This is a genomic window from Pantoea sp. 1B4 (assembly GCF_016925765.1).
Classification (GTDB): Bacteria; Pseudomonadota; Gammaproteobacteria; order Enterobacterales; family Enterobacteriaceae; genus Pantoea; species Pantoea agglomerans.
This window is the reverse complement of the sequence record NZ_JAEUWZ010000001.1, coordinates 1,805,274-1,818,707: the sequence shown is the minus strand read 5'-3', so window position 1 is coordinate 1,818,707 and position 13,434 is coordinate 1,805,274. Positions and strand designations below refer to the sequence as shown.

General features: G+C 56.3%; 10 protein-coding genes. 3 read left to right on the top strand and 7 right to left on the bottom strand.

Annotation, left to right across the window (positions count from 1 at the left end; translation table 11 throughout):
- Positions 1-15 precede the first annotated feature (15 nt).
- The 4 genes from araC to JNO11_RS08850 form a co-directional block, all read right to left on the bottom strand.
- On the bottom strand, positions 16-933 hold the full coding sequence (gene araC, locus JNO11_RS08865) for an arabinose operon transcriptional regulator AraC (RefSeq protein WP_003853440.1): 918 nt from the start codon (positions 931-933) through the stop codon (positions 16-18).
- A gap of 76 nt (positions 934-1,009) precedes the next feature.
- Positions 1,010-1,993: an L-arabinose ABC transporter permease AraH gene (gene araH, locus JNO11_RS08860; RefSeq protein ID WP_010245363.1), complete on the bottom strand. Its 984-nt coding sequence runs from the start codon at positions 1,991-1,993 to the stop codon at positions 1,010-1,012.
- 12 nt (positions 1,994-2,005) lie between these two features.
- Positions 2,006-3,526, bottom strand: coding sequence for an L-arabinose ABC transporter ATP-binding protein AraG (araG, locus tag JNO11_RS08855; protein WP_010245364.1), 1,521 nt, complete (start codon positions 3,524-3,526; stop codon positions 2,006-2,008).
- Between the two features lie 99 nt (positions 3,527-3,625).
- On the bottom strand, positions 3,626-4,609 hold the full coding sequence (locus tag JNO11_RS08850; RefSeq protein ID WP_010670084.1) for an arabinose ABC transporter substrate-binding protein: 984 nt from the start codon (positions 4,607-4,609) through the stop codon (positions 3,626-3,628).
- Between the two features lie 365 nt (positions 4,610-4,974).
- Between JNO11_RS08850 and JNO11_RS08845 the strand changes: the two genes are divergently transcribed.
- The 3 genes from JNO11_RS08845 (at position 4,975) to JNO11_RS08835 (ending at position 9,873) form a co-directional block, all read left to right on the top strand.
- On the top strand, positions 4,975-6,678 hold the full coding sequence (locus tag JNO11_RS08845) for a ribulokinase (RefSeq protein ID WP_010670083.1): 1,704 nt from the start codon (positions 4,975-4,977) through the stop codon (positions 6,676-6,678).
- 202 nt (positions 6,679-6,880) lie between these two features.
- Positions 6,881-8,380, top strand: a complete 1,500-nt coding sequence (araA, locus tag JNO11_RS08840; protein ID WP_325177190.1) for an L-arabinose isomerase — start codon at positions 6,881-6,883, stop codon at positions 8,378-8,380.
- A 1,025-nt stretch (positions 8,381-9,405) separates the two neighbouring features.
- Positions 9,406-9,873, top strand: a complete 468-nt coding sequence (locus JNO11_RS08835) for a GNAT family N-acetyltransferase (protein WP_122888913.1) — start codon at positions 9,406-9,408, stop codon at positions 9,871-9,873.
- A gap of 44 nt (positions 9,874-9,917) precedes the next feature.
- Here the strand turns inward: JNO11_RS08835 and yjfF are convergent, their stop codons facing one another.
- Genes yjfF through JNO11_RS08820 form a run of 3 tightly spaced genes read right to left on the bottom strand, consistent with a single transcriptional unit; the run spans position 9,918 to position 13,430 of the window.
- On the bottom strand, positions 9,918-10,904 hold the full coding sequence (gene yjfF, locus JNO11_RS08830) for a galactofuranose ABC transporter, permease protein YjfF (protein ID WP_010670080.1): 987 nt from the start codon (positions 10,902-10,904) through the stop codon (positions 9,918-9,920).
- Positions 10,901-11,917, bottom strand: coding sequence for a galactofuranose ABC transporter, ATP-binding protein YtfT (ytfT, locus tag JNO11_RS08825; protein ID WP_325177189.1), 1,017 nt, complete (start codon positions 11,915-11,917; stop codon positions 10,901-10,903). The genes yjfF and ytfT overlap by 4 nt, the downstream gene beginning before the upstream one ends.
- A complete protein-coding gene (locus JNO11_RS08820; protein WP_010245377.1) occupies positions 11,910-13,430 on the bottom strand; it encodes a sugar ABC transporter ATP-binding protein in 1,521 nt (506 codons plus the stop codon). Before JNO11_RS08820 ends, ytfT begins: the two co-directional genes overlap by 8 nt.
- Positions 13,431-13,434 lie beyond the last annotated feature (4 nt).

Genomic DNA, 13,434 nt, shown 5'->3' with positions numbered 1-13,434 from the left:
AATTCCCCGAAAAAACTAAGAGATAGCACTTCGCGCCAGCGGCCAGGCGGTCTGAGCGGCCAGGCTGTCGTGCGCATCCTGATTACGGCGGCGGAAGTCGCTGGGACTGACGCCGACCCGCTTGCGGAACACCCGCGAGAAGTAGAGCTGATCGTCATAGCCCACTTCACGTCCTACCGAGGCGATCGGCTCCTGGGTGGTCTGCAGCAGCAGTTTCGCGCGGATTACACGCTGATCTTCACGCCAGCGCAGCAGGTTCACGCCCATCTGCTCGCGGAACAGGTGCGCCAGCCGCGACGGTGACAGACAGACGTGGCGCGCCACCTCTTCAATCTTAACCTCACTGGCGAGATGGTTGGTGACGTACTGGCAGGCTTCAATCACGCGTGGATCGCGAATTAACTGATGGCTGCGTGGATCTTCTTCAACGGCGCGCAGCAGCAGCCGTTCCAGCAGGTTCATCGCCAGCTCTTCTGCAAAGCGACGGCCCGAATTGTGGGTCTGTTCGATACTGGCAAACAGGCGATCAAATTCGCCGCGCAGCGATTCAGGCAGCAGCAGTCGTCCCACGCCCTCCTGCTCATCCTGCCAGCGTAGCCAGTCGTGCCAGTAGGCGCGCGGACGGAAATAGACCCAGCGGTGAAACCACTGCGGGCTGTCCGGCGCGCGACCATAATAGTGAGCCGTTTTCGGCTGAAACAGCAGCATTTCGCCAGGTTCGCAGTCAAATGCCCGCTCGCCGTCAAATACCCGCCCTTTACCTTTGATAGTGAGATTCAGAATGTAACCTTTCATGCCGTGCGGGCGATCGATAAAGAAATCGAGCGGACCATCGGCGGTGATCGGCGTCAGCCCCGCCACCAGCCAGGCATTGAATGAATAGCCCGGCAACAAGGGGTTTTGCTGCTCGGCCGGTAATTCGCGGTGATACATAGCGTCCTCACTCAGTCTGTTATTGTTCGGATAGCCCGCAGAGGCTTCTGCCTCTGCGGACCAACGGCTCGCTCAATCAGGCTTTTTTCTGTTTGTAACGGTCAAAAATCACCGCAGCTAACAGTATCAGACCGCGTACCACATACTGTGAGAATGGCGAGATATTCAATAAATTCATCGCATTCTCTACCGTGCCGAGGATCAGCACCCCTGCCACCACATAGGAGATTTTACCGATGCCGCCCTTCAGCGAAACGCCACCCAGCACGCAGGCAGAAATCACCACCAGCTCATAGCCGATGGAGGTCATTGGCTGGCCGCTGGTCATACGTGACGCCAGAATGATGCCCGCCGCCGCTGAAACCAGACCGGAGAGGATAAAGATGATGATGCGGGTGCGCACCACCGGCACACCGGCCAGACGTGCGGCTTCTTCATTGCCGCCAATTGCCAGGGTGTTACGGCCAAAGGTGGTTTTGTTGAGCAGGAAGCCGAAGATCAGCATGGTGGCCAGAGTCAGCCAGATGGGAGCGGGCACGCCAAGCCAGTTGGCAAAGCCCAGTTCGAAGAAACGCTCATCTTCGATACCGACCGCTTTACCGTCAGAGAAGATATAGGCCAGGCCGCGGACAATCTGCATGGTCGCCAGCGTGGTGATCAGCGCATTGATCTTGAGGCGGGCAATGACAAAGCCGTTGATAAAGCCGGTGATCATACCGAGAACCAGGCCGGCACCCACGCCAATCCACAGGCTTTCGGTCATGTTAATCACCACGGCGGTAACCACACCCGCACAGGCGATGACGGAAGCGACCGACAGGTCAAAATCACCGGAAGCCAGACAGAACAGCATGCCGCAGGCGACCATGCCGGACATCGACATTGCCAGCCCTAAGCCTTTCATATTGATAAACGAGCCGAAGTTCGGCACAAAGATCGCACAGACAATAAACAGCAGTGCAAATACTACCAGCATGCCGAAGTTGTCCCAGATGCGACCTAACTGCAGGCCGCCGCGTGAAGCGGGCTGCGGCGTATTTGAGGTCGTGGATGAAGCCATGATTATCTCCTGTCAGGCCACGGCGGCCGCTTGAGTGGTTTTGGGCATCGCCAGGCTCAGCGTCTGCTGTTCCGTGGCGTCGTCGTGTAGCAGTTCACCGGCAATGGCACCTTCGCGCATCACCACGATGCGATCGGCCAGGCCCATCACTTCCGGTAAATCGCTGGAGGCGAACAGCACCGCAATGCCCCGGTTCGCCAGCTGATAAATCAGGTTATAGATTTCATGTTTGGCACCGACATCGATACCGCGCGTTGGCTCATCCAGCAGGATCACCTTCATATCCTCTGACAGCCAGCGTCCCAGAATCGCCTTCTGCTGGTTGCCGCCGGAAAGGTTCATGATCAGCTGATCGGCGCTGGGCGTTTTGATGTTTAGCGAGCGGATATGGCTGTCGGCATTTTTATTTTCCCAGCCGTTTTTAATCAGGCAGCCCGCAGTAAGGTTATGACGACGGGCGCTGATGTTGATGTTGTCGCGCACCGAATGCACCGGAATAATGCCCTCGGCTTTGCGATCTTCCGGGCAGAGCATGATGCCCGCACGGATGGCATCGATCGGCTCCCGCAGCGGCAGCGGTTTGCCGTCCAGAATCACCTGACCGCCGCGCAGACGCGTGCCGCCAAACAGCCCTTTCAGCAGTTCACTGCGACCGGCACCGACCAGGCCAAACAGGCCGACGATTTCACCGGCATGGACTTTCAGCGAAATCGGCGTCCGCACGCCCTTCGCTTCGACCTTGTCCAGCTCCAGCCGCACCGCGCCTTTGGCACGCGGTGAATAGCCATAGATATCACCAAGGTTTCGTCCCACCATCGCCTGCACCAGATCGTCGTGATGGGTGTTAGCCATATCGGTAAACGTCCGCACGTAGCGGCCATCTTTAAAGACGGTGATGGCATCGCTGAGGGCGAAGATCTCCTCCATGCGGTGTGAAACGTAGAGCACCACCCGGCCCTCCTCACGGAGCTGACGGATGACGCGGAACAGGTTGTCGATTTCACGCGCCGACAGGGAGCTGGTTGGCTCATCAAAGGCGATAATGCGCGCGTTACGCGCCAGCGCTTTGGCAATCTCCACCATCTGCCACTGCCCCAGCGACAGATATTTCAGCGGCATATCGGGATCGATATCCATGCCGAGATTTTTCAGTTGCAGGCCCGCCTCAAAACGCATCAGCTTACGGTTGACCAGCCCATGTTTGTGCGGGATCTGACCGAGATAGATGTTCTCTGCCACGCTCATTTCCGGCACCAGATGCAGTTCCTGGTAAATAATGGCGACGCCCGCGTCCAGCGCATCGGTGGTGCGCTGAAAGCTCATCGGCTGGCCTTTAATACGAATCTCACCGCCGCTCGGCTGATAACTGCCGCTGAGTATTTTTAACAGCGTCGATTTGCCTGCGCCGTTCTCGCCCATCAGAGCATGGACTTCACCGCCACGGCAGTCGAAGGAGATATCCTGCAACGCTTTGACGCCAGGGAAGGTTTTACTGATGCCATGAAACGACAGAAATGCTGAATCAGTGTTCATGTTTTTCCTCACTCTTTCGCGCCACCGGCCGGTTATGGCGGGCGGCGCGAAATTGGCTATTAAGGATGCCAGGTGACAAACTGCCTGGCAGGCTCAGGGTTACATCAGTCCTTTTTTCGCCAGTTCAGTTTTGAAGTTGTCACGGGTGATCAGCACCACATCGGTAACTTCGGTGAATTTCGGTGGCTCTTCACCTTTGCTGACCCAGTTGTAGAGCATCTGGCTGCTTTTGTAGCCGTGGATATCCGGGCTTGGCAACAGCGATCCGTAGAAGCCGGTCGCTTTCTCTTTCGACAGTTCACTGATGGCATCCACGCCGTTGATGCCGATACCGATGACGTCAGCGGCTTTAAAGCCCTGACCTTCGGTCGCGCGCACGCCGCCCAGCACAGTGTTGTCGTTCATGCCGACAATCAGCCAGTGTTTGACTTCAGGATGCTGAACCAGCAGAGAGTTACCGGCGTCAAATGCGCCAGGGATGTCGTTAGATTTAGTGGGGACCTGGTAGATCTGCGCTGCCGGGAAGCCAGCGGCTTTGATGGCGTCCATGGAGCCGCCGGTACGACGACGAGCAGTGTCGAGTTCGTTAGCGGTAATCGCCATCACGCCGGTGGTTTTCACATCCCAGCCGCGTTTCTGCATCTCTTTATAGAGTTCCTGACCCTGACGCTCACCAATTTTGGTCGCGGCCATCATCACCAGCGGCACGGTATCCATTGGTTTGCCTTTGGCGGTGACGAACTGGTCATCGACCGCGATGACTTTCAGACCGTAGCCACGCGCTTTTGCCATGATGGCAGAGCCGAGTTTCGGATCGGGCGTACAGATAACAAAACCTTTCGCGCCGTTAGCCGCCAGGCTGTCGATGGCATTCAGGGTTTTTTCACCATCCGGCACGGCAATTTTAATGACATCAAAGCCAAGATCTTTGCCCGCTTTGTCGGCGAATTTCCATTCAGTCTGGAACCAGGGTTCCTCTGGTTGCTTGACTAAGAATCCCAGCTTCATGGTCTCGGCGATAGCGGATTGTGACATAACCGCTGCCAGGCCGATGACCGCGAACGCTTTAGTGAATTTATGCATGATGCTCTCCGGTACCAGGTTATTTTTCGCTGCTAATAACGAATCGGTGTAAACGCTACCAGTTTGTTTTGTTTTGTGAGTACAGCCATAAATCAGTGCGTTAGGCTGGCATGTGCTGACAGACTGTCCAGACGCTGGGCTAGTTTTAGCGGTATTAGCGAAGAAAAATGTAGAGCGGTATCACATCTTAAAATCACGACAAAATGATCCATATATTCAGCAAATTTAACCGGACCTTAACTTTTGCAATGGATCACAAAATCACTGCCGATGACAGAAAAGTGCATATTGTCAGCCAGCGATGACTAACTGATTTCGCGCGCCGAACCCAGGATACAGGAGTTAACTAACTACAGGAGATTCCGATGCGTGCTGGAGCCATCACCCTTGGGCTGGACTTTGGTAGTGATTCGGTGCGTGCGCTGGCCGTGGATTGTCATAGCGGCAAAGAGCTGCAGAGTGCGGTGTTCAGCTATCCGCGCTGGCAACAGGGCTTATACAGCGATCCGCACACTAACCGTTTTCGTCACCATCCACAGGATTACATCGACGCCATGGAGCAGGCGCTGCTCGGCGTGCTGAATGCACTGAGTGAAGATCAGCGCAACGCCGTGGTCGGCATTGGTGTTGACAGCACCGGTTCGACCCCTGCCCCTATTGACCGCGACGGCAACGTGCTGGCGCTGCGTCCGGAGTTCGCCGACAACCCCAACGCGATGTTTGTGTTGTGGAAAGATCACACCGCTATAGAAGAAGCGGAAGAGATCAATCAGCTGTGCCACAGCGGCCGCTTCCAGGATTACAGCCGCTATATTGGCGGAATTTACTCCTCAGAGTGGTTCTGGGCGAAGATTCTGCACGTGTCGCGTGAAGATGCGGCCGTGCGTGACGCCGCTGTCTCCTGGGTCGAGCTGTGCGACTGGGTGCCAGCCCTGTTAAGCGGCACCACCGCACCTGATAAATTGCGTCGGGGCCGCTGTGCGGCCGGGCACAAGGCGCTGTGGCACGGCGACTGGAACGGTCTGCCCGATGTCGATTTTCTCAATGCGCTGGACCCGCTGTTGACGCAACAGCTCGACTCTCCCCTGTTTACCGATACCTGGACCGCTGATCTGCCTGTCGGCACGCTTAGCCCTGAATGGGCGCAGCGTCTTGGTCTGACGCAAACCGTGACGCTCTCGGGTGGCGCATTTGACTGCCATATGGGCGCGGTCGGTGGCGGTGCCAAACCCTATACCCTGGTGAAAGTGATTGGCACCTCAACCTGCGACATCCTGATTGCGGATACTGAAAAGGTCGGCGATCGCGACATCAAAGGCATCTGTGGTCAGGTCGATGGCAGCGTAATGCCAGGCGCTATCGGGCTGGAGGCGGGTCAATCTGCCTTTGGTGATATCTACGCCTGGTTCAGCCGTTTACTGGGCTGGCCACTACAGCTGGCGGCGCAGCAGCATCCGGAGCTGAAGCCTCAGCTGGCTGAGATGCAAAAGAGTCTGATTAAAGATCTGACCGAGGCCTGGGCCGCAAACCCGCAGCTCGACCATCTGCCGGTGGTGCTGGACTGGTTTAACGGTCGCCGCACGCCAAATGCCAATCAGCGGCTGAAAGGGGTGATTACCGACCTCAATCTGGGCACCGATGCCCCCGCGCTGTTTGGTGGTCTGGTCGCCGCCACCGCATTTGGCGCACGCGCAATTATGGAGTGCTTCGAACAGCAGCAGATCCCGGTCGAGAGCATTCTGACCCTGGGCGGCATCGCGCGGAAATCCCCGGCGATTATGCAGGCCTGCTGCGATGTGATGAACCGCCCACTGGATATCGTCGCCTCTGACGAGTGCTGTGCGCTGGGTGCGGCCATTTTCGCCGCCGTCGCCGCCGGTGTGCACGCCAGCGTTCCCGACGCCCAGCAGGTGATGGCCAGCCCGATTGCCGTGACACTGCAGCCCGATCCGGCGCGCGTCGCCCGCTATCAACAACTTTATCAACGCTATCAACAATGGTGCGTGGCGGCTGAACCGCAATACGCCGCACGCCCCGCTTCCGCTAAGAGCCTATCTCAGCAGGCGTAATGTTGCAGGCAGTCTGGACACGGACAGCGCGGAACAATCCGTAGTACACGGAGTACGTGAGGATTACTCGCTACGCTCGCCCTTTCAGGGCCGCCCTGACGGGCGTTCAGGTTGCTAAAGCAGCCTGTGTGAGCACTGCCCAGGTTCAGACTGACAAATAAAATAGCCTATTGAGGTAGGCTCAAAGTAAAGGAGTGATTTTATGGAACAGTCAAACAGCTACAGCGTGTGGTTTGTCATCGGCACGCAGCACCTCTACGGGGCGGAGACGTTACGCCAGGTTGAACAGAATGCACGTCAGGTGGTCGAGGGTTTAAATCAGGCCGGTTTACCGCTGCGTCTGGAGCTGAAACCGCTGGTTAAGTCACCGGATGAAGCGCTGGCTCTGTGTCGCGACGCCAATTATGACAAGCAGTGCGTCGGTATCATTACCTGGCTGCACACCTTCTCCCCGGCCAAAATGTGGATCGGTGGCCTGAGCGTGCTGAATAAGCCGCTGCTGCAATTCCATACCCAGTTCAATGCGGAGATTCCGTGGGACAGCATGGACATGGACTTTATGAACCTGAACCAGACCGCACACGGCGGCCGCGAGTTCGGTTTCATCGGCGCACGTATGGGCCTGCAGCACAGCGTGGTGACCGGTCACTGGCAGGATAGCGCCAGCCAGCAGCGCCTCGGCAACTGGATGCGTGCAGCACTGACAAAACAGGCCAGTCAGCAGCTGAAAGTCGCGCGTTTTGGCGACAACATGCGTGAAGTGGCCGTGACCGAAGGCGATAAAGTCGCCGCGCAGATTCAGTTCGGTTATTCGGTGAATGGCTGGGGCGTCGGCGATCTGGTTGAGGTGATCAATGGCGTCAGCGATGGCGACGTGAATGCGCTGGTCGATGAATATGAAAGCCTTTATCGCTTTACCGATGTTGCCGCTTCCGGCGGCGAAAAGCGTCAGAACGTGCTGGATGCCGCACGCATTGAGCTGGGTCTGAAACGTTTCCTGGAAGCAGAAGGCTGCCACGCTTTCACCACCAACTTCCAGACGCTGCACGGCATGACGCAGTTGCCAGGCCTGGCGGTTCAGCGTCTGATGGGTCAGGGTTATGGCTTCGCAGGTGAAGGTGACTGGAAGACCGCTGCGCTGCTGCGCATTTTCAAAGTGCTGGCAGGCGATCGCAACGGTGGCACCTCCTTTATGGAGGATTACACCTATCACTTCTCACCCGGTAACGATCTGGTCCTCGGCTCGCATATGCTGGAGGTCTGCCCGTCGATTGCCATTGAAGAGAAGCCATTGATCGATGTGCAGTTCCTGGGCATTGGTGATAAAGCCGATCCGGCGCGCATGATTTTCTCAACGCCAGCGGGTCGCGCGATTAACGCCAGCGTAATTGATATGGGTGATCGTTTCCGTCTGCTGGTTAACGTGGTGGATGCTATCGAACAGCCGAAACCGCTGCCGAAGTTGCCGGTTGCGCGCGCACTATGGAAAGCCCAGCCGTCACTGGCAACGGCATCCGAAGCGTGGATTCTGGGCGGCGGCGCGCACCATACGGTGTTCAGCCAGGCGCTGACGCTGGATGATATGTATCTGTACGGTGAGATGAACGACATTGAAGTGCTGGTGATTGATGAGCACACGCGTTTACCTGCGTTTAAAGACGCACTGCGCTGGAACGAAGCGTATTACCGTTTGAAACGTTAATAACTAAAGGGCGCTGTTCAATTTTTTAATTAACAGCGCTCTTAAGTAAGTTAATGAAACGGCCGACGCAGGATTATGTGGCATCAGTTTTTGATAAATACTGTGCTATTCAGTCGGGAATGACGGGCGTTCCGTAATTTTGATAGTTCAGCGCATGTTTTTAAAGCCATGATCAAGCCCAACCGGGAAGGAAAGGTATGCCTGAAAAGCAAAGCGTCCGCGCCAGGGATGGCGTGGCCGATCCGCATGGATGCGGGAATCCTTTGCGATCAGGCATATCTTTCCTGACCTTTCTCATCAGCCAACAGCAATTTGTATTAATCCACCATCAATAGAAATATCCACTGTCCTGCTTCCTAAAGCGATGCATCAGCCCAATCGGGAAGGAAAGGTATGCCTGAAGAGCAAAGCGTCCGCGCCAGGGATGGCGCGGCCGATCCGCATGGATGCGGGAACCCTTTGCGATCAGGCATACCTTTCCTGACCTTTCTCATCAGCCAAAAGCAATTTGTATTAATCCACCATCAATAGAAATATCCACTGTCCTGCTTCTTAAAGCGATGCATCAGCCCAACCGGGAAGGAAAGGTATGCCTGAAAAGCAAAGCGTCCGCGCCAGGGAGGGCGCGGCCGATCCGCATGGATGCGGGAATCCTTTGCGATCAGGCATACCTTTCCTGACCTTTCTCATCAGCCAAAAGCAATTTGTATTAATCCACCATCAATAGAAATATCCACTGTCCTGCTTCTTAAAGCGATGCATCAGCCCAACCGGGAAGGAAAGATATGCCTGAAGAGCAAAGCGTCCGCGCCAGGGATGGCGCGGCCGATCCGCATGGATGCGGGAATCCTTTGCGATCAGGCATACCTTTCCTGACCTTGCACCTAAATCCAATAGCGATTGTTTTTCCTGTCATACAAAAGAGAACCTAAGTCTTTGCTATAACTTAACCCTTTCTTGAACTTGCACTTTCCCCCACCAGCCTGTATTGCTTGTAGCCTGACAAAACAAAGGTCGCCAGCGCCATGCACATTGCCGAGCTAAACCAACATCCCGGCTTCGCCGGACAAACCGCACAACTGTTGCACACTGAATGGTCACACCTTCCTGCATGGTCTCACCCGCCTGCCATCCTTGAGCGTTTAAAACAGCGCAATCAGAAACCTTCGGCAGAATTTACTCTTATTGCCACACCGGATGGCGAAACGGTGGTCGCGACCTGTAGCGTCATTCGCTATGAACTGGATGACATTCCGGCACGAGAATTCTGGATTGGTGAGGTGGTGACGGACAAGACATTCCGGGGTCAGGGCGTGGCAAAAGCGTTAATACAGCAGGCGATTGCGCGAGCCAGACAACAGCAGATGGGTGAACTGTGGCTCTATACACCCGATCAACAGGCGTACTATCAGCGTTCAGGATGGCAGGCGGTGGAACAGCGGCAAATCGCGGGTGAAGAAGTCACGGTCATGGTGCTGCGCCTTGCGCAGTAAAAGGCGGCTCCTGCGAGCCGCCATTGACCGGAGTACTGAAGAACTCAGGAAGGTAATCGCTTAACGGGCGCGTTCTGCTGACGATCCCAGATGACCGTCAGTAACCGCTGCAGGGCGATAAATGCGAACAACAGAATCCCGATGGCGATCTTGGTCCACCAGGAACTCAGCGTACCGTCGAAGTTAATCCAGGTCTGAATCAGCCCCTGAATCAACACACCGAACAGCGTGCCCAAAACTGTACCGACACCACCCGACAGCAGCGTGCCGCCAATCACCACTGACGCGATCGCATCCAGCTCCACACCCAGCCCTGCCAGCGCATAACCTGCCGAGGTATAAATCGAGAACACGATCCCGGCCAGCGTCGCCAGCGTGGTGGAAAGCATATAAATCTTAATGGTGGTCGCACGGGTCGAAACGCCCATCAGCTGGGCGGATGTCATATTGCCACCGATGGCGTAAACCCGGTTACCAAAGCGCGTGCGGTGCGCCAGAATAATCCCGCCAAACACTACCACCAGCATAATCACCGCCAGCAGGCTGAGACGCCCACCGCCCGGCACTTTCCACGCCAGACTGGAAAGCATGCTGTAGAACGGATGATCGATAGGAATTGAGTTCTCCGACACCAGATAACTGCATCCGCGCAGGAAAAACATCCCCGCCAGCGTAATGATAAATGCCGGAATCTTCAGTGCATCGATCAGCCAGCCCATCATGGCCCCGAACAGCGCGCCCAGCGACAGAATCAGCGCAAAGGCCAGCAAGGGATCGATATGAAAATCACCGATCGCCCGGGCAAGAAACACGCCGGTAAAGGCGATCACCGCACCCACCGACAGATCGATACCGCCCGATAAAATCACGAAGGTCATGCCGACGGCGATAATCCCAAGGAAAGCATTATCGGTCAGGATATTGCAGATTACCCGGGTGGAGGCAAAGCCCGGAAACTGACTCAGACAAAACAGGTAACCCGCCACAAACACCAGCAAGGTGATCATCAGCGGAAGATGACGTTTAATCATGTCGGGCGTCTCCGTTTCAACATCGCAATAAACCGTGGTGACTGCAGCAACAGCACGCACATCACCACCACCGCTTTCACCACCTGATTCAGCTCAGGCGGGAAGCCGGAGAGCAAAATCCCGGTATTCATCGACTGAATAATCAGCGCGCCGATCAGCGACAACACCAGATTAAAGCGGCCACCCATCAGCGACGCACCGCCAATCACCACGGCGAGAATCGCATCCAGCTCCAGCCATAATCCGGCGTTATTGGCATCCGCACCGCGAATATCCGCCGCGACGATCAGCCCCGCAACTGCGGCACAAACGCCACTTATGGCGTAGGTTGACATCACCACCAGCCAGCCTGTCACACCCGCGTTACGGGCCGCGCGCAGGTTAATCCCCACGGCTTCGATAAACAGACCCAGCGCGGTTTTGCGCGTCAGCAACCAGACCGCCAGCGCTACTACCAGCGTGATCCAGACCGGGACCGGCAACATCCACAGCGAGCCGTTACCAAACCAGCCAAGACTGTCACTGTCGAACGTCACAATCTGCCCCTGCGTAATCAGCTGAGCGATTCCGCGCCCGGCGACCATCAGAATCAGCGTGGCAACAAATGGCTGAATACGCAGCAACGCCACCAGCACGCCATTCCATACGCCACAGACTAAACCGGTTCCCAGCGTGCAGAGAATAATAAACGGCACACCATGTCCGGCTACGGTCAATGTCGCAGCCGTCGCGCCTGCGATCGCCATCACCGCACCCACGGAAAGATCGATGCCGCCGGTGGCGATCACCAGCGTCATCCCGATCGCCAGCAGGGCAACCGGTGCCGCACGGTTAAGAATATCGATCGGGCTGCCGAACAGACGCCCATCCTGCAGATGCACGGCAAAAAAGTTATTGGCCACCAGACTGTCAATCAACAGCACCAACAGCAGCGCGGCGATTTGCGGCATCCCTGGCGGGAGTTTCAGCTTACGACGTGGCGTTTTTTCAGATGTCATAGGGGACTCAAGCATGTTTTACCCCTCCGTCCGCGATAGCATTGACGATCGACGCTACCGAAAGCTGCTCCAGCGGAATTTCTGCCACCTGCTTCAGATCGCGCATAATCAACACCCGATCGGCATAACCGACCAGCTCTTCGAGTTCAGAGGAGATCACCAGCAGCGCCAGACCATCGGCGCACAGGGATTCAATTAAACGGATAATCTCGGCGTGCGCGCCCACATCAATGCCGCGCGTTGGTTCGTCGAGGATTAAAAACTGCGGTTTGGTCACCAGCCAGCGCGACAGCAGCACCTTCTGCTGGTTGCCGCCCGATAACAGCTCCACAGGCTGCTCTGCATGCGGCGTACGAATACCCAGACTCTTGATAAAACGATCGGCAATCGCCTGCTGCTCACGCTTCTTAATTGGCCGTAGCCAGCCGCGCTGCGCCTGCAACGCCAGAATAATATTTTCACGAACCGAGGCCGCGCCGATAATCCCGTCAGTCTTACGATCTTCCGGGCAAAAACCCATGCCCAGCTGTGAGGCTTTCGCCGGATTAGTAATGCGCTGCACCTTGCCTTTAATCTTCGCTGTTCCTCGGTCGGCACGACGAATACCAAACAACACCTCGGCGGTTTCGGTGCGGCCCGAACCCAGCAGCCCCGCCAGTCCCACTACTTCGCCTGGACGAACTTCCAGGTTAAAGGGCTCGATGGTGCCTTTCCTGCCGTAATCCTCAAACGACACCACCGGCTGATTGCTGCGCAGCGTGCTGCCCTGCCGCTGCAGCGCCGTCTCCAGCAGTTCGCGACCCAGCATCAGCTTAATCAGCTCAATCTGCGGCAGCGTCGCGGTATCGCGGGTGGCGATAAACTGCCCGTTACGCAGCACGGTAATCCGGTCAGTAATGCGGTACACCTGGTCGAGAAAGTGCGTCACAAAAATCAGGCTCATCCCTTTGGCTTTTAACTGCGCCATCAGGGTAAACAGCATCTCAACCTCGCTGGCATCCAGACTGGCTGTCGGCTCATCCAGGATCAAAACCTGGGCGGAAAGATCGACCGCGCGGCAGATGGCGATAATCTGCTGCATCGCCACCGAGTAGTGGCCCAGCGGACGTGTCACATCGAGGGAAAAACCATAATTCCGCATCAGCGCATCGGCTTCCCGCACCATCCGGCGACGGTCGATCATGCCAAAGCGGCGCGGTTCGCGGCCAATATAGAGGTTATCTGCCACCGACATATTCGGTAGCATATTCACTTCCTGATAAACGGTGCCGATGCCCATCTCCTGCGCCTGCGCCGTATTATGCGGCGTAATCGGCTCACCATTCAGGGTGATGGTCCCTGCATCACGGCTGTAAACACCGGTCAGCACTTTAATCAGGGTGGATTTGCCGGCACCGTTCTCCCCCAGCAGCGCCATGATCTCCCCTTTACGGATATCAAAGGAAACATTATTCAGCGCTTTGACGCCGGGAAAACCTTTGCTGACGCCGCTGATGGATAACAGCGGTGTTTCATTTTGCGTGGTCATTCTG